Here is a 23,547-nt window from a genome sequence, read left to right on the forward strand (position 1 = left end):
GGGTGATCCAACGTGTCGCTGTTCTGGCGGATCTTCTCGTTGAACGCGGCGGTGCTGACCGTCGCGGCCCTCGTGCTGCTGTTCGCCCCGGTGACCGTCTCCACCACCGCCCGGATGGCCGAGGCGCTCATCATCCTGGCCGGCACGGCGGTGACGCTGGTCGCCAACGCCGCCATGCTGCGCGTCGGCCTCGCCCCGCTGGCCCGGCTCACCCGCGTGATGACCACGATCGACCTGCTCAAGCCGGGCACCCGCCTGGCCGCCCGCGGGCACGGCGAGATCGCCGCGCTGATCACCGCGTTCAACTCGATGCTGGAGCGGCTCGAGGCCGAGCGGGCGTCGAGCGCCGGGCGGGCCCTGTCGGCGCAGGAGGCCGAACGGCACCGGATCGCCCAGGAACTGCACGACGAGATCGGCCAGACCCTCACGGCGGTGCTGCTCGACCTCAAGCGGGTCGCCAAGTCGGCCCCGGAGGCCGTACGGGATCAGCTTCTGCAGGTGCAGGAGAGCACGCGTCGGAGCCTCGACGAGATCCGCCGGATCGCCCGCCGGCTGCGCCCGGGGGTGCTCGACGAGCTCGGCCTGGCCAGTGCCCTGCGCGCGCTGGCGGGCGAGTTCACCACGGCCGGCATGTCGGTGCGCCGGCAGGTCGGTTCCGATCTGCCCGTGCTGCGCAAGGACGTCGAGCTGGTCGTCTACCGGGTCGCCCAGGAGAGCCTGACCAACGCCGCCCGCCACTCCGCGGCCAAGCACGTCGACCTGGTGCTGGCCCGCATCGACGCCGGGGTGCGGCTGTGCGTCCGTGACGACGGCCGCGGGCTGCGCGGCGCACCGGAGGGGGCGGGGATCCGCGGGATGCGAGAACGGGCGTTGCTGATCGGCGCCGGCCTCACGGTGGAATCCGGCGCCACCGGCGGAACCGCGGTGCAGCTGGAGGTTCCGGCGTGATCCGCATCCTGCTGGCCGACGACCATGCCCTCGTACGGCGTGGGGTCCGCCTGATCCTCGACGCCGAGGACGACCTCGAAGTGATCGGCGAGGCCGCGGACGGCGCCGAGGCCCTGGCCCTGGCCGCCGCCGACCCGCCCGACCTGGCCGTGCTCGACATCGCCATGCCCCGGATGACCGGCCTGCAGGCCGCCCGTGAACTCACCCGAACCCACCCCGGAGTGCGTGTCCTGATCCTCACCATGTACGACAACGAACAGTTCTTCTTCGAGGCGCTGCGCGTCGGCGCGGCCGGTTACGTGCTGAAGTCGGTGGCCGACCAGGACCTGGTCGAGGCCTGCCACGCCGCCATGCGCGACGAGCCGTTCCTCTACCCGGGCGCCGTCACCGCCCTCGTGCGTGACTATCTCGAGCGGGCCCGCACCGGCGCCGAGATCCCGGCCCGCGCGGTCACCGAACGCGAGGAGGAGGTGCTCAAACTCGTCGCCGAGGGGCACTCCACCCGCGAGATCGCCGAGATGCTCTACATCAGCGTCAAGACGGTCGAGCGCCACCGGTCCAACATCCTGACCAAGCTGGGTCTCAAGGACCGCCAGGAGCTGACCCGGTACGCGATCCGGGCGGGGCTGATCGAGCCGTGATGCTCGCCGTCCTCGTCCTGCACACCGCGGCCGCCCTGCTGGCCCCGGTTCTGGTGCGGGCCCTGGGAAACCGCGCCCTCTATGTCCTGGCCCTGGTTCCGGCGGCCACGTTCGGCTGGACCCTGTTCCAGGAGGCTCCGCTCGCCGAGATCTATCCGTGGGTGCCGCACCTGGGCATGGAGATGGCGCTGCGCATGGGCACGCTGGCGTGGCTGATGCTGCTCATCGTCAGCGGCATCGGCGCGGTCGTGCTGGCCTACTGCGCGCGCTACTTCGACGAGGGCGACCCGGCGCTGGGCCGTTTCGCGGGCATCTTCCTCGGCTTCGCCACCGCCATGACCGGCCTGGTGGTCTCCGACGACCTTCTTCTCCTGTACGTCTTCTGGGAGCTCACCACCGTCTTCTCGTACCTGCTGATCGGCCACAAGGGTGAGCAGGCGGCGGGCCGGCGCGCGGCGATGCAGGCCCTGGTGGTCACCACCGCGGGCGGGCTGGCCATGCTGGTCGGCTTTGTGATGCTGGGCCACGGCGCGGGCACGTACCGGTGGTCGGAGATCGTGGCGGGCCCGTTGCCCGAGGGCAGCGCGGTCGCGGCGGTGCTGATCCTGGCCGGGGCGTTGTCCAAGTCGGCCATCTTCCCGTTCAGCTTCTGGCTTCCGGCCGCCATGGCCGCGCCCACGCCCGCGTCGGCGTATCTGCACGCGGCCTCGATGGTGAAGGCCGGCGTCTTCCTGCTCGGGTTGATGGGCCCGATGCTCGCGCAGGCCGCGCCCTGGCGCCCGGTGGCGGTGGTCGCCGGGGTCGTCACGCTGCTGCTCGGCGGCTGGGCGGCGATGCGCCAGCACGACCTCAAACTGCTTCTTGCGTACGGGACCGTCAGCCAGCTGGGTCTGCTGACCGTCGCCTTCGGGGCCGCGACCCGAACGGCCGCGCTCGCTGGGGCGGCCCTGCTGCTCTCGCATGCCCTGTTCAAGGCGGCGCTGTTCCTGGTCGTGGGCATCATCGACCGGCAGGCCGGCACCCGCGACCTGCGCGAGCTGAGCGGGCTCGGCCGCACCGCGCCGGTTCTGGCCGGCATCGCGGGGCTGGCCGTCGCCTCGATGGCCGGGGTGCCGCCGCTGGCCGGGTTCGTGGGCAAGGAGTCGCTGTTCGCCGCGTTCGAGCACGGCGGCACGGCCGACCGCTTCGTACTGCTCGCGCTGGTCGCCGGGTCGGCGCTGACGGTGGCGTACGGGCTCCGGTTCCTGTGGGGTGCCTTCGCGCGCAAGCCCGGGCACCGGTCGATGGAGCTGCCGCGGCCAGGATGGGCCTTCCTGGCGCCGGCCGGGCTGCTGTCGGTGGCCGGGCTGGCGGCCGGGATCGGCGCGTCGTGGCTGGACGGGGTGCTGACCCCGTACGCGGACCTGTTCTCCGGCCCGACCGGCGACCACCTCGCCCTGTGGCACGGCCTCGGGTTGCCGCTCCTGCTATCGGTGGTGGTGTTCGCGATCGGCGGGGTCGTCTTCGCCGGGCAGTTGCAGGGCCGTCCGTGGCCGAGGCAGCGCCTGCCCCAGGCCGAGTCCGTCTACAAGCGACTGATGAACGCCGTGGACCGGGCCGCGGTCGAGCTCACCGGCGCCACCCAGCGCGGATCGCTGCCGTTCTCGCTCGGCGTCATCCTGGTCGTGCTGGTGATCCTGGGCGGCAGCACGCTGCTGTTCGGCGGCGCGCCCTGGCCCACCGGTCTGCGGCTGTGGGACACGCCGCTGCAGCTGGTGGCGGGCGCCGTCGTGGTCGGGGCCGCCCTGGTGGCGGCCCGTTCCCGGCGCCGGCTGACCGCGATGATCCTGGTCGGCATCTGCGGGTACGGCGTGGCCGTCCTGTTCGTGCTGCACGGCGCCCCCGACCTGGCCCTCACCCAGTTCCTGGTCGAGACGGTCACCATCGTCATGTTCGTGCTGGTGCTGCGCCGCCTCCCGGTGCGGTTCTCGGCCCGCCCGCTGCGGTTCACCCGGGTCGTCCGCACGGTGATCGCGGTCGCGACCGGGGTGGTCGCCGCGGGCATGGCCTACGTGGCGGTGGGTGGCCGGATCGCGACCCCGATCTCGGTCGATTTCGCCGAGCCCGCGGTGTCGTTCGGCGGCGGCCACAACATCGTCAACGTGGCGCTGGTCGACATCCGGGCCTGGGACACCATGGGCGAGATCTCGGTGCTCGTGGTCGCCGCCACCGGCGTGGCCAGCCTGATCTTCCGCCGTTCCGAGGCGCTGCAACGGCGTCGCAAGGAGCAGGGCGGTCAGGCCACACCGGGCGGCGCGTGGCTGCGGGCCGGGGACAACCCGGAGGCCCGCCGCCAGTCGATCATCCTGCAGGTGGTGGCCCGCCTGCTGTTCCACACGATCGTGCTCTTCTCGGTCTACCTGCTGTTCTCCGGTCACAACGCGCCCGGCGGCGGCTTCGCCGGTGGGCTGGTGGCCGGGCTGGCGCTGACCACCCGCTATCTGGCCGGCGGGCGGCGCGAGCTGAACGCGGCCGCCCCGGTCGACGCCGGCCTGCTGCTGGGGGCAGGCCTGCTGATCGCGGTCGGCACCGGCGCGGCCGCGATGGTCGCCGGCGGCCAGGTGCTGCAGAGCGCGCTGGTCGACCTGACCCTGCCCCTGCTCGGCCACATCCACTTCGCCACGTCGGCCTTCTTCGACATCGGCGTCTATCTGATCGTGGTCGCGCTCGTGCTCGAGATCCTGCGCAGCCTCGGCGCCGAGCTGGACCGCCAGCACGACGTCGCCGCCCGCGAGGAACGCCGGGCCCTGGAACGACAGAAGGAGCCGGTGTAAATGACTCCGAATCTGGTCTACATCGTCGTGATCGGCGTGCTGTTCGCGGCGGGTGTCTCGATGGTGCTCGAGCGCAGCCTCACCCGCGTACTCATGGGAATGATCCTGCTCGGCAACGGCGTGAACCTGCTGATCCTGCTGGGCGGCGAGGCCGGAACCCCGCCGATCGTCGGCCTCGGCCCGGACGAGGAGATGGCCGACCCGCTCCCCCAGATCATGATCCTGACCGCGATCGTGATCACGCTCGGGATGACCGCCTTCCTGCTGGCCCTGGCCTACCGCAGCTGGGCGATGTCCGGGCACGACGAGGTGCAGGACGACGTCGAGGACCGCCGCATCATGCAGCTGGCCGAACGCGACCAGGGCTCCGGCACCGACGACACCGATCACACCGACGCTCCCCCGCCGGCCGACGCTCCCCCGCCCACCGACGCTCCCCCGCCCGCCGATCGTGAGGCCGCTCGATGACCTTTCTCGTTCCGCTGCCCGTCGTCATGCCGCTGCTCGGGGCGGCGCTGACGTTGATGATGGCGCGCAAGCCGCGGGCCCAGCGGACCGTCAGCCTCACCGTTCTCACCGCCACGCTGGTGGTCTCGTGCCTGCTGCTCTGGCTCTCGACCACCGAGGGCTCACAGGTCGTGGCGGTCGGCGGCTGGGCGGCGCCGCTCGGCATCGTGCTCATCGCCGACCAGCTGGCCGCGCTGATGCTGGTGGTCTCGGCTGCCGTGACCCTGTGCGTGCTCGTCTATTCGATCGGGCAGGGCATGGCCGACGGGCACGAGGAGACGCCGCTGTCGGTCTACCACCCGACCTATCTCGTGCTGACCGCTGGCGTCACCAACGCGTTCCTCGCCGGCGACCTGTTCAACCTCTACGTCGGGTTCGAGATCCTGCTCGTGGCCAGCTACGTGCTGCTGACGATCGGGGGCACCGAGAACAGAATCCGAGCCGGTTCCACGTACGTCGTCGTGAGTCTCCTGTCCTCGGTGATCTTCCTGACGGCGATCGGCCTGATCTACGCGGCGACGGGCACGCTCAACCTCGCGCAACTGGTCGAACGGCTGGACGCGCTGCCCGACGGCCTGCGGCTGATCCTGCAGGGCATGCTGCTGCTCGCGTTCGGCATCAAGGCGGCCGTGTTCCCGCTGTCCTCGTGGCTGCCGGACAGCTACCCGACCGCCCCGGCGCCGGTCACCGCGGTGTTCGCGGGGCTGCTGACCAAGGTGGGCGTGTACGCGATCATCCGTACGGAGACGTTGTTGTTCCCCGGCGGGCGGGCCGCGGCCGTCCTGCTCATCACCGGGCTGCTCACCATGGTGATCGGCATCCTGGGCGCGGTGGCGCAGTCCGACATCAAACGGTTGCTGTCGTTCACGCTGATCAGCCACATCGGCTATCTGCTGTTCGGGGTGGGGCTGACCACGCAGCTCGGGCTGTCCAGCGCGATCTTCTACGTGGTCCACCACATCACCATCCAGACCACGCTCTTCCTGGCCGCCGGCCTGATCGAGAAACGCGGCGGCAGCACGGCCCTGGACAAACTCGGCGGCCTGGCCAAGCTCTCCCCCGTGCTGGCCGTGCTGTTCCTGGTGCCCGCGCTCAACCTGGCCGGCATCCCGCCGTTCTCCGGGTTCATCGGCAAGCTCGGCCTCGTGCAGGCCGGGGTGGCCGACGGCGGCGTGCTGGCCTGGCTGCTGGTCATCGGCGGCATCCTGACCAGCCTGCTCACGCTCTATGCGGTGGCCCGCGTCTGGAACCTCGCCTTCTGGCGTACGCCGCACAAGTCGATGCCGTCGGGCCGGCTGCCCGCCCTGATGGTCGCCCCGACCCTGGCCCTGGTCGCGCTCGGCGCCGGGCTGACGTTCGCCGCCGGGCCGCTGTTCGACGTGGGTGACCAGGCGGCGTCGACGTTGCTGGAACGTTCCGGCTATGTGGAAGCCGTCTTCGGAGGGGGAACCCGATGAGCGGCGGACGCTGGCGGGACCGCTGCGTGGCGGCGCTCGGCCTGACCGTGATCTGGGTGCTGCTGTGGGGCTCGTTCACGCCCCTGACGGTGGTCGGCGGCCTGGTGGTCGCGGTGATCACCCTGATCGTGTTCCCGCTGCCCCCGGTCACCTACGCCGGGCGGATCCACCCGCTGGGTTTGCTGCGGTTCGTCACCCGGTTCCTGCGCGACATGGTGATGGCCAGCGCGCAGGTCGCCTCGCTGGCGTTCCGGTTCGGGCACGTGCCGCGCAGCGCGGTCATCGCGGTGCCGCTGCGCTGCCCGTCCGACCTGGGGCTGACGCTGACCGCGGAGGCGTTGTCGCTGGTGCCGGGCAGCCTGATCGTCGACGCCGACCGCAAGCGCGGCGTCCTCTACGTGCACGTCCTCGGCGTCGAGTCGCCGGACGACGCCGAGAAGTTCCGGCAGGACGTGCTCGACCTGGAAAGCCGGATCATCCAGGCCTTCGGCTCCCCCGCCGAGCGCCGTGTCATCAAGGAGGTCCCGGCGTGACCGCCGTCGCCGTCGTGGTTACCGCCCTGCTCGCCGTCGGGGCCGGGCTGGCCCTGGTCCGGATCGTCCGGGGGCCGTCGGTGCTCGACCGGATCGTGGCCACCGACGTGCTGCTGGCCGTCATCGTGATGGCGCTGGCCGCCGAGGCGGCGTTCTCGCGGGACGCGACCGTGCTGCCGATCCTGGCCGTGCTCTCGATCCTCGGCTTCACCGGGGCCGTCAGCGTGGCGCGGTTCGCCATCCGCCGGCAGCCCGAGCCCTCGTTCTCCTCGCCTGAGCCGAGTCGCGGGCCCGCCCCTTCCATCAACGGGTCGGCCGGGCCGGCCCGCAGCGCGGGAGAGGAGAAGCGATGAACGGCGTGCTCGACGTCATCGCCGGGGCGTGCCTGGTCGTCGGGGCCCTGCTGAGTTTGTCGGCCGGTGTGGCACTGATGCGCTTTCCTGATCTGCTGTCGCGGATGCACGCTGCTACCAAGCCTCAGGTGCTCGGTCTGCTGCTCGTGCTGATCGGGTGCGCGCTGCGTCTGCGCGAGGCCGTCGACATCACCACGCTGCTGCTGGTCGCCGTCTTCCAGATGGCCACGGCGCCGGTGGCGGCCCACATGATCGGGCGGGCCGGCTACCGGGCCGGGCTGGCCCGCGAGGACCTGCTGGTCTCCGACGAACTCCGCGACGCCGACGACAAGCGGTGAGGGGGTCACGATGGAGCTCTTCGGCATGCCACCGCCCGAGGACCCGGGCGGTGCCGACAGCGAGCTCGCCCGTCGCATAGCCGAGGCGATGGCGGCCGATGACCGCTTCCGGCGCCAGCCCCTCGCGGTCCAGGTGCAGAACGGCGTGGTCATCCTGACCGGCCGGGTGGAGAGCCCCGAGATCTACGACGAGATCACGGCCGAGGTGCGGCAGACCCCCGGCGTACGGGATCTCTGCGACGGCATCCTGGTCGCCGACGGCGAGGCCCGCCTGCGGGAGGCCCGCCAGTTCGGCGAGCTGGCGGCACGCCTGGCCACCGAACCGGCCCGGGGCACCCGCCGCGGCTCCCCGGCCGCGATCGCCGCCCGCATGGTGATGATCGGCGTCACGGTGGTCGTCGTCCTGATCGAGATCGTCGGCTGGATCGCCGCCGTCTTCGGCGTGGGCCTGCTGGCGTGGGTGGCCGACATCCTCCTGCGCCACCGCAAACGCTAGCCGGCAACCGGCCGCCCTTCTCCCCCGTCGACCAGATCATCAGCGACCACCGGGACCGCGACGCACGACTGCGCTGACTTCCGCCCGCCGCCGGGATGACGGCGGTGGCTACAGTGCCGGTGTCGATCAAAGTGCGGGGAGACGGAACCTTGGTGGAACAGCACAGGCCTCAGCTGCTGACCGTTCTCGCGGCGGCGCTCATCGCGGCGTTCGTGCTCGTGCCGCCGCTGCTGGCGTCGTCGTGGACGGGCAGCCACCTCGTCTCGCACGGCGACCTGGTCGAGGCGTCGCAGGAGGCGTTCACCGGTTACTGGCGTTCCGGCGGCGGCGAGCTCGACGCGCGCCTGCAGGGCCTGGTCGACTACTGGTACGCCTTCCACATCGTGAAGGGCGCGATCGCCGGGGCGCTCCTGGCGGTGCTGGCGACCTTGGCCGTGCCGCTCTGGAAGCGGACCGGCGCGCTGTGGAAGTCGTCCGCGACGGTCGTCACGATGCTCGCGCTGCTGTCGGCCGCGGCCTTGATGGCCAACGTGCAGGGCACCCTCGCGCCGTTCTCCTCGCTGCTGCCGATGGTCGCCGAGACCACGTCCGGCGAGTCCGCCCTGGCCGACGCCGGCCACCAGCTCTCCGAAGCCCTGAACACCGGCGCCCCCACCCCGGCGTCGCTCACCACCATGATCGACGACTTCGGCTGGTACCACGCCGTGATGGTCCCCATCGCCGGCTTCGCGACGCTGATCCTGCTGGTTGCCACCGTACGGCTGTGGCGCCGCTTCGCCGCCACCGACCGCTCGGCCAAGCCGGTCCGCCGCTTGCTGGCCGTGACCGGCGTCCTGTCGGCCCTGCTGACCCTGGCCATGGCAGCCGTGGTCGTAGCCAACGCCACCACAGCCGCCAACCCCGCCGCGGCCCTGTCAGCCTTCTTCAACGGCAGCTGGTGACGGGCCGAAGTCGACGGCAGCTGGTGACGGGCCGAAGTCGTCGGCAGCTGGTGGCGGGCCGAAGTTCCACCACGCCGGCAACTCGCCGTCGCAGAGCGCGCAGATGAAGTCGCCGTCCCGCACGACGTTGCGCTCGCCGCAGTCCGGGCAGCGGCGGAAGATCAGCTTGTCGGTGAAGTCGCCCGGGTGCCCGACGCCGAGGCGGTCGAGCGCCTCGGCCACGGCGGGCCAGCAGTCGGGGTCGGGGCAGTAGCCGGTCGACTGGTTCGACACCGCCAGAACCCGCCGGCCGTCCACGTCGAACGTCATCTCCCCCGCGGCCAGCACATCCTCCCCACGGGCGAGAACAACGTGCTCGCTGCGCCGCGGCGCGAGCCGAAGCCACCCGTCGAGCCCTACCACGTACGTCACCGGCTCGCCCCCGGGAAATCCCGAAGCGACCGGTTCCACAGCGGGCGGCTCGCCCTCGTGGCACACCGGGACAGCCGGTTCCCCAGCGCCGGCCTCCTCGCGGATCTCCGGCGGTCCGACGTACTGATACCGCATCACCCCGCGACGCTATCCATCACCGCCGGCCCCGGTCGATCCGTTTACGACCGCCACCGGCCGCCGGGCTCCTCCCATGTGGTAGTTGTAGCGACGCGGCGGTGTGTCGCCTGCGAGCGGAGGACGAAACGATGACGGATGCCGGATCGCCCACGCTCACGGCCGAGCGGGGTCCCTCGCCGAGGACGGTCGCGGTGCTCGGGGCCGTGGCCGTGCTGGCGGTCGCGCTCGATCAGCTCGTCAAGGAACTCTCGACCAACGGGCTGAACACCGGCGAGCCGGTCCGCATCCTCGGTGGCCTGGTCTATCTCTCGTTGTGGCGCAACAGCGGCGCGGCCTGGAGCGTCGGCGCCGGGCACACCTGGGTGTTCCCGCTCATCGCCATCGCCGTCTGCGGGTGGATCGGCTGGATGGCGCTGCGGCTGCGCTCGACACCGTGGGCGGTCGCGCTCGGCCTGGTGCTGGGCGGCACGCTGGGCAACCTGCTCGACCGCTTGTTCCGCGATCCGGGCCCGTTCCGAGGTCACGTGGTCGACATGATCAGCGTCTTCGGTCCCGACGCCCAGTACTTCCCGGTCTTCAACGTCGCCGACAGCTGCCTCTTCGCCGGCGTGGTGCTGGCGGTCCTGCTCGAGCTGACCGGCCGCCCCCGCACAGCCCCAGCCGTCCGGAATTCGAGCGCGACCTGACTGCGACGTCCCTGATAGCGTCCGACGGTCACGAGTGCCGGCGTAAAGGCCGGCCACCCCTTGTCATGGGTGGGTGCTTCGGGTGATGACCAGGTCCGGCGCCCGGGTGCCGGGCAAGACACGACCGGGAGTGTTCCGTGCGCCTGCCGCAGCCTGTCCTCGAAGGCTCCTTCGTACGCCTCGAGCCCCTCACCCACGACCACACCGGTGACCTGGCCGCGGCGGCCGCCCAGAACCGGGACTCGTACGGCTGGACCTGGGTCCCGACGCCCGAGCAGGTGACCGGCTACATCGACACGCAACTCGAACGGGCGGCGGGCGGGGTCCTCACGCCGTACGCGCAGATCGCAGTGGAGACCGGGCGGGCGGTCGGCGCCACCGCGTACTGGGATCCGCGACGGCGGCCGGGCACCGGCGAGCTGTACGCCATCGAGATCGGCTTCACCTGGCTGGCCGCCGCGGCGCAGGGCACCGGCATCAACACCGAGGCCAAGCTGCTGCTGTTCGGCCACGCCTTCGAGAGCTGGCACGTCGAGCGGGTCGATCTGAAGACCGACGCCCGCAACACCCGTTCCCGGGCGGCCATCGCCGCGACCGGCGCGACGTTCGAGGGGGTGCTGCGCCGGTGGTCGCGTTCGTGGGCACCGGGTGAGGAGGGCCGGTTGCGCGACTCGGCCATCTTCTCGGTGATCGCACCCGAGTGGCCCGCCTGCCGCGACCATCTGCGGCGTCGACTGGCCACGAAGCGATGACCGATCCGGTTCGCCCCGCCCGAAACCGTCGCTGACGGGACGAGGACGCCGGTCAGCGGGCGCGATCTCCGAGCCACTCGCGGGCCGCTGAGACCAGGGCGGTGACGCCGGCGGCGATCGTCGGTTCGGGGATGGGGTGGTAGAGCGGGGAATGGTTGGACGGGATGCGACCCGCGACCTCGATGAACTGCTCGACCGTGGTGGCGCCGCGGAACGGGGTGGGATCGGCGCCGCCGACCAGCCAGAACGTGATCGGTGACCCGGCCGCGGTCGCCAGGACCTGGACGTCCTCGCTGCTGGGCAACTGACCGGGGTTCACCACTCCGAACGGGCCGGCCACCGGTTCCAGCGCGCGGCGGGTCCGTTCGGCCGCCGCCACGTCGTTGGTCAGCGTCGGCGCCGACTCCTCGATCACGATCTCCGGGTCGCGGGGTGCACCGCCGGCCGCGGCCTCGCCCCGGACGATGCGGGTGATCGCGTTGAGCACCCGGTCGCGCACCTTCGGGTCGTACGTGCGGACGTTGAGCAGAAGCGTCGCGCTGTCGGGAATGACGTTGTGCTTGGCCCCGGCCTGGATCGCGCCGACGGTGACCACGGCGGTCTCGGTGGTCGACACCTCGCGGGAGACGATCGTCTGCAGGCGGAGGACGGTCGCGGCGGCGATGACCACCGGGTCGACCGTGGTCTCGGGCCGCGAGCCGTGCCCGCCCCGCCCGTGGATGGTGACCCGCAGCGAGTCGGAGGCCGCCCACATCGGCCCCGGCGTCAGCCCGATCATGCCGGCCGGGAGCGGCGCGACGTGCTGGCCGAGCACGATCTCGGGCCGGGGAACGCGTTCGGCGAGGCCGTCGTCCACCATCGCCTGCGCGCCCTTGGCCAACTCCTCGGCCGGCTGGAACACCGCGACCACCGTGCCGCGCCAGTCCTCGGCCGCCGCGAGTTCGGCGGCGGCCCCCATCAACCACGTGACATGCATGTCATGGCCGCAGGCATGGGACACACCGTCGACCCCACTCGCGTACGGGAGACCGGTCTCCTCGCCGACCGGCAGCGCGTCCATGTCGGCCCGCAACCAGACCGCCGGCCCGTCCCCGCGCTGCAGAATACCCGCGACACCGGTGACACCAAGACCGTCGACGACCCCGTACGCATGTTCCCGCAACCAGTCGGCCGCGACGCCCGCCGTCCGGTGCTCCTGAAACGACAGTTCCGGATGGCGGTGCAGATCCTCGTAGACGTCCCGAAGCCTCTTCGAGTCCATGGTTGGACGCTACGCCCCGGAGCGCCCGGCCCGGCCCCGGCCGGTGTGAATGTCCCGGGCCTGGCGAAAGGCAACGAACACCACATCGTGCCGGTAGTCACGATTCGGTGCCCGGCGAAGCGACGGCGGCGGACCATGAGGGAGTGAGGTTCTCAACGGTTCCGCCGGCGGTCCTGATGCGGGCCGCCGTTGTCGCGGCCGCCGCCCTGATCGTGCTGGTCGACGTGGTCGGCTGGCCGGCCGTCCTGCTGGGGCTGGCGGTCGTGGTCTGGTTCGCCGACGTCTGGCACCGGCCGCGCACATCAGATCGTCCCAGATAGCCGGTCCGCGGCCGGATGCGCCGCGCCGGCCGAAACGCAGCCCGGAAAGGCGCTGCCCCGCCGACCGGATGCGCCGGGCGGGCCGAAACGCAGCCGGGAGAAGCGCTGCCCGCCGACCGGAGCAGCGCCTCTCACAAGCTGGGTCAGATCACCCGGATCGTGACCCGGTCGTAGCGGGTCAGCGGGAACGTCCCGCTGTCGGTGCCCTGCAGGATCACCGAGATGGTCTGGCCGGGCTGGGCGTCCGACGGGACCTTCACGGTGGCGGACGAACCCCGGCTGGTGATGGTCACGAGGCCGGGATAGGTGCCTTCCTCGCGGTACTGCCACCACGCCGGTGTCACGCGCTTGCCGTCGGGGTCGGACAGCTTCGCGGCCAGGGACACCGTGGCTCCCGGGCGGGCCCGCACCGTGTCACCGGTGACGATCCGGACCGACGGCGGGTGGTTGCCCTGGGAACGGCGCGGGGTCAGGGTCCACTGGATGCGGGCGGCGAAGTCGTTCTGGGCGGCCGCGGCCCAGCGCAACGTGGTCAGGTTGGGCACGTCGACACCGGTGACATCCTTCTCGGCGGGGACGAGTCGCCACAGGTCGGGCGAGGCCGAGACCTGGTATGCGCGGCCGCCCCAACCGCCGATCGCCGGGTCGGCCGGGTTCTGCAGGCCCGTACGGAGCAACTGGTTGAACACGACGTTGTCGCCCTCGGACAGGAAGTCGTACGGGGCCATCGGTTTGCACCAGCCGCCCGGCGCCTTGACCGGGTCGCCGAAGACGTCGAGCGGGTCGCCGGGGGTGGTCTGGCCGTCGAGCCAGGACCGGTAGAGCGAACCCCACGGGCCGATCTGGATGTTCCGCCGGATCCAGGCGCCGGTGAAGTAGACGCGGTCGGCGGGCAGGCCCCGGACGTTGCCCTGGCCGTTGTTGTTGCAGTTGAAGCCCCACGTGGCGTAGCCGGCCGACAGTTCCTCGACGCGCAGCGCGGGCCACGCCTTCGAGATGTAGTTCGCGTAGGTCTCGTCCTGGAAACCGCTGGCCAGAATGACCGCCTTGGCCGACACCGCCGCCTTCACACCCGCCCACCGGGGCGAGGACGAATAGCGCTCCTCAATCGACTTGAGCGCCCGCGCGATGGTGCTCGTGCCGCCCCAGGCCTGCAGATAGAGCGGCCGCCGGTCGTGGTCGAGCAACAGGTCCCGGATCAGGTTCGAGCCGGGGGTGTCGGCCGCCATCTCACCCTCGAAGGCGATGTTGCCCAGCCGGACGAGCGACTTCACGCGGGCCGGGGACGGATAGGCCGGGTCGTGCTTGCGCAGGTTGGGATAGACCTTCGCGTACGCGGGGATGATCGTGTCCTCGATCGTCGTCGAGCCGGTCCAGCGCCACGATGTCTGCGGTGTCGTGTATTCGCGGTTGGGCAGGAAGAACTCGGTCCCCCGGCCGTCGCCGGCCCAGTGGAACTTGCTGCTGCTGTAGATGATGCCCTGGGTGTCGAGCTCGTTGGTGTAGAGCATGTAGCGGATGAGCGAGGCGATGTCGTCCGATTCCATGTCGGTCGTGACGACGGTGCGTGGTTTGCCGGCGGAGTGCCCGGCATCGGAACGGCCGGCGGGGGAAGCGGAGGCGGGCGCGGCCATGGTGGTGGCGGCCGCGATTCCGGCGACCGCGATCGTGAGCGCGCGGTGGATACGCATGAGATCTCCCGGTCTACTCGGCGGAACGGTTACGGCGATGCGGAAAGGGCTACTGCTACTCGGAAAGGGCTACGGCGCCGCGGAAAGGCTCTCGGGCGGACGGCAAGCCCGACCGGCATGAGCACTCGGCGAGGGGTCAGTCGACCTCACCGAACAGGGCGTTCTGCACGATCCGCTGCGCGGCCATCGCGTCCTGCCGCTCCTGCGCCTCGGCCAGCCCGGCGGTGTCGAGCCGGTCCAGCGCGCGGTGGATCCGCTTCAGCGTGCCGATCGCGGTGTTGGCGGCGTCCACGCTGTCTTCCCGGAACGGGAACTGGTCGAGCTGCCACACGCCGTCCCAGTCGTTCTTGCGCAGGGTGTGGAAGAACTCGAAGATCTCGGTCAGGTGGACCGTGCCGACGACCAGGTCGTCGTCCCAGCCGCGCAGGTTGTCGTTGACGTCCATGCCGTAGAGGCGGCCGTGGTCGATGATGAGCTGGGCGGCGTCGGCCGGTGACTCGCCGCCGTAGAGGCTGTGCCCGAAGTCGAGCAGGATGCCGACGTTGTCGAGCCCGATCTCCTGGATGCCGAGCAACGAGCGGGCCGCCGAGTCCCACGTCATCTTCACGCGCGGCTCGCGCGGCTTGTACTCGATGGCGAACTTCAGGTCGGGGTGCGCGCCCGCGAGCTCGCGCATGCCGTCGACCGCGAGCTTCCAGAGTGTCCGGTGGTCGACCTGGAACGGGTAGTCCCAGCCGTCCTGACCGGGCCAGATCTTCACGTAGTCGGCCCCGAGTTCGCGCACGATCCCGGCCGCCTCGTGCATCAGATCAAGAGCGGCTTTCCGTACGGCGGGATCGGGGTTGGTGAAGGAGCCCCGGCTGAACCTCCGCAGGTAGATCTCGGGGGTGATGCCGATGGCCGACAGCCCCTGCGCGGCCAGGGCGTCCTTGACCTCGCTGAGGCCGACGCCGGGCGTGAACGGGTAGTTGAGGTCGACCACGGACAGGTCCTCGACCTGCCCGGCCAGTTCGATGGCATCCAATGTGGTGCGGGCTGGTCCGTAGCCGTCGCTGGCGTAACGGTCGACGTAGGTGGCGAAGTGCCACAGGCCGGCTCCGAAGCGGGGGTACTCGGTCATGCGGGGCTCCCATCACGAGGGGTGCGGGCCCGGGCGACGGCGGCGCGCCAAGCGGTGCGCTGCGCACTGAAGTCGCCCGGCTGGGGACGGAATTCGTCGTACGAGATCGGCGGCGTGAAGCCTCCGGCCAGGAACGCGGCGCCGAGGGCGGACAGGTTGGCGGTGCGGGCGCGCCGGACGGGCACGCCGGTGAGGTCGGCCTGGATCTGCATGAGGGTGTCGTTCGCGCTGGCGCCGCCGTCGGCCAGCACCCGGTCGACCGCCCCCATGGCGTCGATGACATCGGTGACCTGATGGGCGATCGACTCGACGGCGGCCCGGGCGACCTGGGCCGGTGTGGATCCGAGGGTGAGGCCACTGATCAGGCCGACCGCGGTGTCGTCCCACCAGGGCGCGGCCAGCCCGCCGAAGGCCGGCACCAGGAACACGCCGTCGCTGGACGCCTCGGCGGCGAGGTTTCCGATCTGTCCCGCCGACACCCCGAGAAAGTCGGCGAGCCAGGCCACCGTCGCCCCCGACGACCGGATGTTGCCCTCGGCGGCCGGCTCGTCGTTCCAGGCGACCGTCAGGCAGACACCGGTGTCATCGACCGCACCCAGGCGCATGACCGACGACCCGGTCCCATAGGTGACTTTGACGCCGCCGTCGATCTGAGGCCCGTGCGCGTAGAGCGCGGCGTGCGAGTCCCCCAGCACGGCGGTGATCGGCAGCCCCGCCAGCACTCCCCCGCGCTCCCCGATGACACCGAGGTCACCGGAGGACGGCGTGACGGCCGGCAGCGCGGTCGACGGAATCCCGAACATGTCGAGCAGTTCCGGGCTCCACGCCCCGGCCCGGACGTCGAACAGCTGCGTGCGGGAGGCGTTGCCCGACTCGATCTGGTGGCTTCCGGTCAGCGCGAACAGCAGCCACGAGTCCACGGTCCCGACCGCCGCGTCGGGTGTCCGGTCGAGCAGCCACCGCAACTTGGCCGCGCTGAACATCGGGTCGAGCGGAAGACCGGAGATTTCCCGTACGCGGGAAGCCTGTCCTTTCTCCCGCAGGGCGTCACAGATCGGCTGGGCCCGCTGATCCTGCCACCCCAGCACCGGTCCCGCCGGGCGGCCGGTCCGCTTGTCCCAGACGACCGCCGACTCGCGTTGCGTGCTGAACCCGACCGCCCGCACCCGCCCCCGGTCGACGCCCTCGAGACAGGCCGTGGCCGCCGCCAGAACGCTGTCCAGAATCTCGTCCGCGTCCTGCTCGACCCACCCCGGCCGTGGATAGCGAATCGGCACCGGCGCCGACCCGCTCCGCACAACCGCACCCGTGGGATCGACCAGCAGGCACTTGGTCGCGCTGGTCCCCTGATCGATCGCAAGCACGAGGTCGCGCTCGTCCACGGGCAAACGCTCACGTTCATCCGCGCGCAAACGCTCACGTTCATCCGCGCGCAAACGCTCACGCTCATCCGCGCGCAAACGCTCACGCTCGTCTGCGCGCAAACGGTCGCGTTCATCCGCGTGCAAACGGTCGTGAGCGTTCGAACGCTCGCCACCGCTCGAACGCTCGGCGGCGCCCGCGTTGCCGGGGAGACCGTCAGCGCCGGAGCGAGAGTCAGGCATCGGTGTGGGCCAGGGCGAGAGCGGCCTGGCGGATGTCGGCGGCGGTCAGGCCGAAGTGTTCGAGGAGGAACGCCGTGGTGCCGGTGGGTGCGAACTCGCGATGGATGCCGAGCATGCGCATCGGCACCGGGGTGCGCTCGGTGACGACGACGGCCGCGACCGCCGCGCCCAGGCCGCCGGTGGTGGTGGCCTCCTCCGCGGTGACGATTCCGCGGGTCTCGCGCATGGCGAGGCGGATCGCGTCCTCGTCGAGCGGCGCGATCGTCGACATGTTCAGCACGCGCACTGACACTCCCTGCTCAGCGGCCTCCGCGGCGGCGTCGAGCGCGCGCGAGACCATGGTTCCGGCCGCCACCACCGTGACATCCGAGCCGTCGCGCAGGGTGGTCGCCGCGCCGAACGTGAACGGACGGTTACCGGTCACCGCGGGCACCTTGAAACGGCCGACGCGCAGGAAGGCCGGCCGGGCCGCGTTCGCCGCCCAGCGCACGGCCGAACGGGTCTCGGCCGGGTCGGCGGGCACCACCACGTCGAGACCGGCGATCGCGCGCAGCCACGACAGGTCCTCGATCGAGTGGTGGGTGGGACCGAGTTCCCCGTACGCCATCCCGGGGCTCATGCCGCACAGGACCACCGGCGACTGGCTGTAGGCGACGTCCGCCTTGATCTGTTCGAGCGCGCGCCCGGTCAGGAACGGCGACGCGCCGCAGACGAACGGGATGTAACCGCTGAGCGCCAGCCCGGCGCCGACCCCGACCATGTCCTGCTCGGCGATGCCCACGTTGATGAGCCGGTCGGGGAACTCCTTCTGGAACTGCACGAGGTTGCTCGATCCGACCGAGTCGTTGCACACCGCGACGATTCGCTCATCCTCGCGTGCCAAAGCGCTCAGTTCCTCGGCGAAGGCGACGCGGCAGTCGAAGGTCTCGGGAACGGAGGCGACCGGCGCGCTCATCGGGCCAGCTCCGCCGACGCGGCGACGATCTGCTCGGCCGAGGGCACCTTGTGGTGCCACTCCACGCGGTCTTCCATGAAGGAGACGCCTCTTCCCTTGGTGGTGTTGGCGATGACGCAGGTGGGCCGCTCGCCGCGCGGCGCGGTGAACGCGTCGTACAGGGCCAGATGGTCGTGGCCGTCGACTTCGAGCACGTCCCAGCCGAACGCCCGGAACTTGTCGTCCAGCGGGTCGAGCGTGTTCGTCTCCTCGGTGCGCGCACCCTGCTGCAGACGGTTGCGGTCGACCACGGCGGTCAGGTTGGTCAGGTGGCGGTGCCCGGCGGTCATCGCGGCCTCCCAGTTGCTGCCCTCCTGCAGTTCGCCGTCGCCGAGAACCACGTAGACGTGCCGCGACGAGGAGGAGAGCCGGGCCGCGACCGCCATGCCGACCGAGACCGGCAGGCCGTGGCCGAGCGGGCCGGTGTTGGTCTCGACGCCCGGAACCTTGACGCGGTTCGGGTGGCCGTTGAGGGCGGAGAGCGGCCCGGCGAACGTGTCGAGCTCGGCGGTCGGGAAGAATCCGGCCGCGGCCAGGGTCGCGTACAGGGCCCCGGCGGTGTGTCCCTTGCTGAGCACGAACCGGTCCCGGTCGGCCCAGTCGGGCTTCTCGGGGTCGACGCGCAGCACCGAGAAGAACAGGGTGGTGAGGATGTCGAGGACGGACATGTCGCCGCCCACATGGCCCAGGCCGGCCCGGCCGATCATGTGCAGGTCGGTGGTTCGGGACTGGTTGGCCCGCTCCCGCAGCATCTCGCGGCGGCGCTCGGGGCCGGAGTCGGAGAACTCCTGCCGGAATCGGCGCCAGGCGGCGGCGGTACCAGGGTCGGCGACCAGCATGGGTGTGCCTTTCTGCGGGTGGTGAAGGGCGGGCCCGAGAAGAAGGCCCGCCCCGAAGAAGGTCAGGAGCCTTCGACGGCGAAGTTCTTGACCGAGTCGGCGTTGTCGGGGTTCACGAGCACGCAGTCGATCGACTGCTTCTCCGGCTGGTCGGTCTTGCCGCCGGCCTTGATGTACGCATCGGCCTGGTCGACGGCCATCTCCGCGATCTTGCTGGCGGGCTGGAGGACGGTCGCCTTGATCCCCTTCTTCTGGATCGAGGAGACGACGTCGGGGCTGCCGTCGAAGCCGACGACGACGATGTCCTTCTTGGCGGCCTGCACGGCAGCCCAGGCGCCCAGGGCCATCGTGTCGTTGCCGGCGATGATGCCCTTGATGTTCGGGTGGGCCTGCAGGATCGTCTGGGTCTTCTGCAGCGCCTCGGCCTGGTCCCAGTTGGCGCTCTGCTGGGCGACCATCTTGAGGTCCGGGTACTGGTCGAGGATGCCGTGGTAACCCTTGGACCGGACACCGGCGTTGGTGTCGGTCGGCTTGCCGGTCAGCTCGGCGTACTCGCCCTTGTTGCCCATCAGCTTGGCGAACTCCTGGCCGCCGAGGCCGGCGCCCTGGGCGTTGTTCGAGACGATCTGGGCGACCGCGACGCCGGTCTTGTTGATCTCCCGGTCGATCAGGAACGTCGGGATGTTGGCGTCCTTGGCCCGCTGAATGGCGGTGACCGAGGCGTCGGCGCCCGCGTTGTCCAGGATGATCGCGGCCGCCTTGCGGCTGATCGCGGTGTCGAACTGCTGGCTCTGCTTGGTCGGGTCGTCGTCGTGGCTGAGCACCAGCGTCTCGTAGCCGAGCTTCTTGGCCTGGGCGTCGGCGGCGTCCTGCTCGGCCTTGAAGAAGACGTTGTCGGGTGACGGCGTGATGATGACGATCAGCTTCGAAGCGGCCGGGGCCGCGCTTTCGCCGCTGCCGGACGACGAGGAGTCGTCGCCACCACCACAGGCGGACAGGGCGAGCACGGAGGCGGCGCCGACGGCGATGAAGGCTCTGCGGGAGGGAAGATATTTCATGAGGATTTGTCCCTTCACGTGCGACGGTGCGGGTGAGAGAGGGGGTCGTGCGGCTGCAGAAGGCGATGCGGGTGAGACAGAAGGGTCGTACGGCTGGGTCGTGAAGCTGTGCGGAAGGCGGCTCGGAATCAGGCGGTGCGTTTGGCGAGGTTGGACTGCAGACGCTGCTGCGCCTGCTCGGTGATGACGGCGAAGACGATGACGGCGCCCTTGACCACGGACTGCCAGAAGGTGGAGACGCCGACCAGCACGAGGCCGTCACTGAGAAACCCGATGACGAAGGCGCCCATCACGGTGCCGATGATCGTGCCGCGGCCGCCGCTGAGCGCGGTGCCACCGAGAACGGCGGCGGCGATCGCGTTCAGCTCGTACGTGGTGGCGGTGTCGGGATAGGCGGCGCCCAGCTCCGAGGTGAGCAGCAGGCCGGCCAGCGCCGCACAGGCACCCGAGATGACGTACACGGCAATTTTGATTCGATTCACCCGGATGCCGGAGAGCACCGCCGCGCGTTCGTTGCCACCGACGGCGAAGATGCGCTTTCCGAACGGGGTTTTGGTGGTGACGACGACGGCGGCCGCGGCGACCACGACCATGATCCAGACGGCGACCGGGATGCCGAGGATGCTGTCGACGCCGATGAACCCGAAGCCGGTGTTGCCGCGGGCCTCGGTGCCGGCCAGGTCGGGATAGGTGCCGCCGTCGCTGTGCAGCTGCGCCGCGCCGCGGGCCACGTAGAGCATGCCGAGCGTGGCGATGAACGGCGCGACCTTGAACCGGGTGATCAGCACGCCGTTGACCGCGCCGACCAGGGCGCCGACCACGATGCCGATGAGGATGACCACGGCCACCGAGAAGAAGACCGTGCCGCCGGGGAAGTTCAGGCCCTTGAAGAGCAGGCCGCCCGCGACCATGCTGGCCAGTCCCGCGATCGAGCCCACCGAGAGGTCGATGCCGCCGGTCAGGATCACGAAGGTGACGCCGATGGCGAGGATGGCGTTGATGGCCACGTGTTTGGTCATCAGGATCAGGTTGCTCTGCGTCAGGTATTCCGACGAGATCGAGCTGAAGATGATGACGAGGATGACCAGGACGACCAGGGTGCGGCCGCGCAGCAGGAGGAGGGCGGCCCGGGCCAGGGCGGTGTTCTTCGGCTCGTCCGGCGGAGGCGCTGCGGCCGCGTGCTTGGGGGGAGCCACGTGGGTGTCGGTCATGCGGACGCCTCCAGGACGCTGTCGGATGCGGAAGCCGCGACGAGCGCTTCCTCGGTGACGTTCTCGGCGGTGAACTCGGCGGTGACGCGTCCGCGGGCCATGACGAGCACCCGGTCGGCCATGGCCATCACCTCGGCCAGTTCGGACGAGATGAACAGGACGCCGAAGCCCTGCGCGGCCAGGTCGGCCATCAGCGACGCGATCTGCGACTTGGCGCCGACGTCGATGCCGCGGGTGGGTTCGTCGAGCAGCAGCACGACCGGGTCGGTGAGCAGGGCCCGGGCCAGCACGACCTTCTGCTGGTTGCCGCCGCTGAGCGCGGTCACCAGCGCCCCCAGCCCGGGGATCTTGATGGCCAGCTCGCCGACCTTGTCCTTCGCCGTGCGTTGTTCGGCGCCGCCGTTGAGCAGGCCGCCGCGGGTCATCCGGGCGAGCGTGGCCAACAAGATGTTTTCCCGTACGGACATGGTCGGCACGAGTCCGTCGCGTTGCCGGTCCTCGGGCACCAGGGCCAGGCCGGCCGCCATGCGCGCTTGAACTGTTCCTTTCGGCTCCGTCTTTGCGCGAATGAACACCTCACCGGCGCTCGCTTCGCGCATGCCCATGAGCGTTTCGACCAGTTCGGTGCGGCCGGCGCCCATCAGGCCGTAGATGCCGACCACCTCGCCCGCGCGCACGGTGAGCGAGACGTCGTCCACCTTGACCGTTCCGTCAACGGTCAGACCGCGCACGTCGAGCAGCACGTCGCCGACCGGGGAGCTGTTACGCACGTACAGGGAATCGGGGTCCCGCCCGACCATCTGGCGCACGATCCACCCGGTGTCGGTGCGGCTCATCGACTCGTGCGCGACGAGGCTTCCGTCGCGGAAGACCGTGACCCAGTCGCCGATGCGGCGGAACTCGTCGAGCTTGTGCGAGATGTAGATGACCGTGACGTCGTCCCGGCGCAACTCGTCCATCACGCCGAACAGCACGTCGACCTCGTGGTTGGAGAGCGCCGACGTGGGTTCATCCATGATCAGCACGCGTACGTCGGTGAGCAGCACCCGGCCGATCTCGACGAGCTGCTGCTGGCCGATGGGCAGGTCGCCGACGAGCGTGTCCGGGTCGAGCCGGTGCTGTCCGAGCCGGTGCAGCACCTCGCGGGCCTGCCGGCGCTGGGCGGCGGCGTCGACGAAACGGCCGCCCTTGCGCAGCTCACGACCGGCGAACAGGTTCTCGGCGATCGTCATGTTCGGGAAGAGGCTGAGTTCCTGGTGGATGATGCCGATGCCTCGCGCCTGCGCGTGGCGCGGGCTACCGAGCTGCACGGGTTCGCCCTCGAGCAGGATCTCGCCGCTGGTCGGCTGTTCGCTGCCGGACAGGATCTTCATGAGCGTCGACTTGCCGGCGCCGTTCTCGCCGACGAGGACGTTGACCTTTCCCCGGTACGCCGTGAACGTGACGTCCTTGAGCGCGCGCACCCCGCCGTAGTTCTTGCTGATGTTGCGCGCTTCCAGAATTTCGCTCATCGCGCCGTTGCGCGGTTCTGCCGCTTCGCTCATGGCAACGTTGCGCGGTTGTGTCGCTTCGCTCAACCCGCCGTTGCGCGGTTGTGCCGCCGCCTCGGTCAGCGCGTCGTTGCGCGGTTGTGCCGCCGCCTCGGTCAGCGCGTCGTTGCGCGGTTGTGCCGCCGCCTCGGTCAGCGCGTCGTTGCGCGGTTGTGCCGCTTCGCTCATCGCGTCGTGGCGCGGTCCGCGGGGTTCGCTCATCACTGCGCCGCCAGCTCGGTCGGCACCAGGAAGATCGTGCCGGGGGTGAGCGACGAGAACGCGCCGTAGAAGTCGACTTTCTTGCCCTTGAGCGCGTCGCGGTCGACCTTGGCGATGACGTCGGTCTTCACGCGATCGTTGATCTGGTTCGCGACCTCGGCGTAGTCGATCTGGTTGGTGAAGTCGCCGAACGCGATGAAACCGACGGCGTCGCGCACCGCGGTGCCGGCGATGACCGGGCCGGTGGCGATCGTGACTTTGAGCGGCTTGCCGCCCGCCTGCGGCACCTCGACGGTGACCGGGCCGGTGGGGACCGAGGTGTCCACTTCGGTGACCGTGCCGGAACCCTTGACCATGAACGCGTACGGGCTGCCGGTGCCGGCCTGCTTGCCGAGCTCCTTGCCGGCCGCGTCGGAGTCCTCCTTGATCGCGGCGGCGACCTCGGTGACGTCCTTCGCGTTGTCGTGAACGGTCGGGACGATCTTCTGCGTCCAGTTGTCGTTCACGTACGTCGCCGGGTCGGTGGCGTTGGACTCGGCCGCGGCCTGCCCGTCCTTCTCATAGACGTAGACGCCCGGAACCTTGGAGCAGGCCGTCACCGCCGACGCGAGCGCCAGCGCGGTCGCCGCCGCCAGCCACCGGCGTGTGAGCACCGTCATGTTGAATATCCATTCATAGGCGATT

The 23,547-nt window shown here is 70.7% G+C and carries 24 protein-coding genes and 1 riboswitch; of the genes, 13 read left to right on the plus strand and 11 right to left on the minus strand.

The window, feature by feature from the left end; translation table 11 throughout:
- Positions 1–12 precede the first annotated feature (12 nt).
- The 10 genes from JIG36_RS03140 to JIG36_RS03185 all read left to right on the plus strand — a co-directional run bounded on the left by JIG36_RS03140 (position 13) and on the right by JIG36_RS03185 (position 9,027).
- Positions 13–948, plus strand: a complete 936-nt coding sequence (locus JIG36_RS03140; protein WP_203374428.1) for a sensor histidine kinase — start codon at positions 13–15, stop codon at positions 946–948.
- Positions 945–1,589: a response regulator gene (locus JIG36_RS03145; RefSeq protein WP_203374429.1), complete on the plus strand. Its 645-nt coding sequence runs from the start codon at positions 945–947 to the stop codon at positions 1,587–1,589. Before JIG36_RS03140 ends, JIG36_RS03145 begins: the two co-directional genes overlap by 4 nt.
- Positions 1,589–4,402 (plus strand): Na+/H+ antiporter subunit A, encoded by a 2,814-nt coding sequence (locus JIG36_RS03150; protein ID WP_203374997.1) that lies wholly within the window; start codon positions 1,589–1,591, stop codon positions 4,400–4,402. The genes JIG36_RS03145 and JIG36_RS03150 overlap by 1 nt, the downstream gene beginning before the upstream one ends.
- Positions 4,403–4,870 carry a Na(+)/H(+) antiporter subunit C gene (locus tag JIG36_RS03155; protein ID WP_203374430.1) on the plus strand — a complete coding sequence of 156 codons (468 nt, stop codon included), beginning with the start codon at positions 4,403–4,405 and terminating at the stop codon, positions 4,868–4,870.
- Positions 4,867–6,366 carry a Na+/H+ antiporter subunit D gene (locus JIG36_RS03160; RefSeq protein ID WP_203374431.1) on the plus strand — a complete coding sequence of 500 codons (1,500 nt, stop codon included), beginning with the start codon at positions 4,867–4,869 and terminating at the stop codon, positions 6,364–6,366. Before JIG36_RS03155 ends, JIG36_RS03160 begins: the two co-directional genes overlap by 4 nt.
- The gene (locus JIG36_RS03165; RefSeq protein ID WP_203374432.1) at positions 6,363–6,899 is read left to right on the plus strand and encodes a Na+/H+ antiporter subunit E; all 537 of its coding nucleotides are present in this window, start codon (positions 6,363–6,365) and stop codon (positions 6,897–6,899) included. Before JIG36_RS03160 ends, JIG36_RS03165 begins: the two co-directional genes overlap by 4 nt.
- On the plus strand, positions 6,896–7,252 hold the full coding sequence (locus JIG36_RS53870) for an MrpF/PhaF family protein (protein ID WP_203374433.1): 357 nt from the start codon (positions 6,896–6,898) through the stop codon (positions 7,250–7,252). The genes JIG36_RS03165 and JIG36_RS53870 overlap by 4 nt, the downstream gene beginning before the upstream one ends.
- Positions 7,249–7,590, plus strand: a complete 342-nt coding sequence (gene mnhG, locus JIG36_RS03175; RefSeq protein WP_203374434.1) for a monovalent cation/H(+) antiporter subunit G — start codon at positions 7,249–7,251, stop codon at positions 7,588–7,590. Before JIG36_RS53870 ends, mnhG begins: the two co-directional genes overlap by 4 nt.
- Before the next feature lie 10 nt (positions 7,591–7,600).
- Positions 7,601–8,086: a BON domain-containing protein gene (locus JIG36_RS03180; protein ID WP_203374435.1), complete on the plus strand. Its 486-nt coding sequence runs from the start codon at positions 7,601–7,603 to the stop codon at positions 8,084–8,086.
- A gap of 152 nt (positions 8,087–8,238) precedes the next feature.
- A complete protein-coding gene (locus JIG36_RS03185; protein WP_203374436.1) occupies positions 8,239–9,027 on the plus strand; it encodes a hypothetical protein in 789 nt (262 codons plus the stop codon).
- Here JIG36_RS03185 and JIG36_RS03190 read toward each other — a convergent pair.
- A complete protein-coding gene (locus JIG36_RS03190; RefSeq protein WP_236045671.1) occupies positions 9,001–9,573 on the minus strand; it encodes a hypothetical protein in 573 nt (190 codons plus the stop codon). The two genes, JIG36_RS03185 and JIG36_RS03190, sit on opposite strands and share 27 nt — an antisense overlap.
- Positions 9,574–9,704: 131 nt before the next feature.
- On the opposite strand from JIG36_RS03190, the gene lspA reads away from it, so the two are divergent.
- The gene (gene lspA, locus JIG36_RS03195) at positions 9,705–10,262 is read left to right on the plus strand and encodes a signal peptidase II (protein ID WP_203374438.1); all 558 of its coding nucleotides are present in this window, start codon (positions 9,705–9,707) and stop codon (positions 10,260–10,262) included.
- 26 nt (positions 10,263–10,288) lie between these two features.
- Positions 10,289–10,388, plus strand: a riboswitch (SAM riboswitch).
- An 11-nt stretch (positions 10,389–10,399) separates the two neighbouring features.
- On the plus strand, positions 10,400–11,014 hold the full coding sequence (locus JIG36_RS03200; protein ID WP_203374439.1) for a GNAT family N-acetyltransferase: 615 nt from the start codon (positions 10,400–10,402) through the stop codon (positions 11,012–11,014).
- Positions 11,015–11,066: 52 nt separating this feature from the next.
- On the opposite strand, the gene JIG36_RS03205 is transcribed toward JIG36_RS03200, so the two are convergent.
- Positions 11,067–12,275 (minus strand): amidohydrolase, encoded by a 1,209-nt coding sequence (locus JIG36_RS03205; protein WP_203374440.1) that lies wholly within the window; start codon positions 12,273–12,275, stop codon positions 11,067–11,069.
- A gap of 143 nt (positions 12,276–12,418) precedes the next feature.
- Here JIG36_RS03205 and JIG36_RS03210 point away from each other — a divergent pair, with 143 nt between their 5' ends.
- Positions 12,419–12,595: a hypothetical protein gene (locus JIG36_RS03210; RefSeq protein ID WP_203374441.1), complete on the plus strand. Its 177-nt coding sequence runs from the start codon at positions 12,419–12,421 to the stop codon at positions 12,593–12,595.
- Between the two features lie 143 nt (positions 12,596–12,738).
- On the opposite strand, the gene JIG36_RS03215 is transcribed toward JIG36_RS03210, so the two are convergent.
- The 9 genes from JIG36_RS03215 to JIG36_RS03255 all read right to left on the minus strand — a co-directional run bounded on the left by JIG36_RS03215 (position 12,739) and on the right by JIG36_RS03255 (position 23,522).
- A complete protein-coding gene (locus JIG36_RS03215; protein ID WP_203374442.1) occupies positions 12,739–14,286 on the minus strand; it encodes a DUF1593 domain-containing protein in 1,548 nt (515 codons plus the stop codon).
- A gap of 136 nt (positions 14,287–14,422) precedes the next feature.
- A complete protein-coding gene (locus JIG36_RS03220) occupies positions 14,423–15,406 on the minus strand; it encodes a sugar phosphate isomerase/epimerase family protein (RefSeq protein WP_203374443.1) in 984 nt (327 codons plus the stop codon).
- The gene (locus JIG36_RS03225) at positions 15,403–16,788 is read right to left on the minus strand and encodes an FGGY-family carbohydrate kinase (RefSeq protein WP_203374444.1); all 1,386 of its coding nucleotides are present in this window, start codon (positions 16,786–16,788) and stop codon (positions 15,403–15,405) included. The genes JIG36_RS03220 and JIG36_RS03225 overlap by 4 nt, the downstream gene beginning before the upstream one ends.
- A 214-nt stretch (positions 16,789–17,002) precedes the next feature.
- Positions 17,003–17,965 (minus strand): transketolase family protein, encoded by a 963-nt coding sequence (locus JIG36_RS54610; protein ID WP_203374445.1) that lies wholly within the window; start codon positions 17,963–17,965, stop codon positions 17,003–17,005.
- The gene (locus tag JIG36_RS03235; RefSeq protein WP_203374446.1) at positions 17,962–18,843 is read right to left on the minus strand and encodes a transketolase; all 882 of its coding nucleotides are present in this window, start codon (positions 18,841–18,843) and stop codon (positions 17,962–17,964) included. Before JIG36_RS03235 ends, JIG36_RS54610 begins: the two co-directional genes overlap by 4 nt.
- Before the next feature lie 62 nt (positions 18,844–18,905).
- The gene (locus JIG36_RS03240; protein ID WP_203374447.1) at positions 18,906–19,901 is read right to left on the minus strand and encodes a D-ribose ABC transporter substrate-binding protein; all 996 of its coding nucleotides are present in this window, start codon (positions 19,899–19,901) and stop codon (positions 18,906–18,908) included.
- Between the two features lie 128 nt (positions 19,902–20,029).
- Complete coding sequence (locus JIG36_RS03245; protein WP_203374448.1) at positions 20,030–21,112, minus strand: ABC transporter permease; 1,083 nt, start codon at positions 21,110–21,112, stop codon at positions 20,030–20,032.
- Positions 21,109–22,863, minus strand: a complete 1,755-nt coding sequence (locus JIG36_RS03250; RefSeq protein WP_236045497.1) for a sugar ABC transporter ATP-binding protein — start codon at positions 22,861–22,863, stop codon at positions 21,109–21,111. Before JIG36_RS03250 ends, JIG36_RS03245 begins: the two co-directional genes overlap by 4 nt.
- Positions 22,863–23,522 (minus strand): DUF2291 family protein, encoded by a 660-nt coding sequence (locus JIG36_RS03255; protein WP_203374449.1) that lies wholly within the window; start codon positions 23,520–23,522, stop codon positions 22,863–22,865. Before JIG36_RS03255 ends, JIG36_RS03250 begins: the two co-directional genes overlap by 1 nt.
- Positions 23,523–23,547 lie beyond the last annotated feature (25 nt).

The sequence above is a fragment of the Paractinoplanes ovalisporus genome, assembly GCF_016834655.1.
Classification (GTDB): Bacteria; Actinomycetota; Actinomycetes; order Mycobacteriales; family Micromonosporaceae; genus Actinoplanes; species Actinoplanes ovalisporus.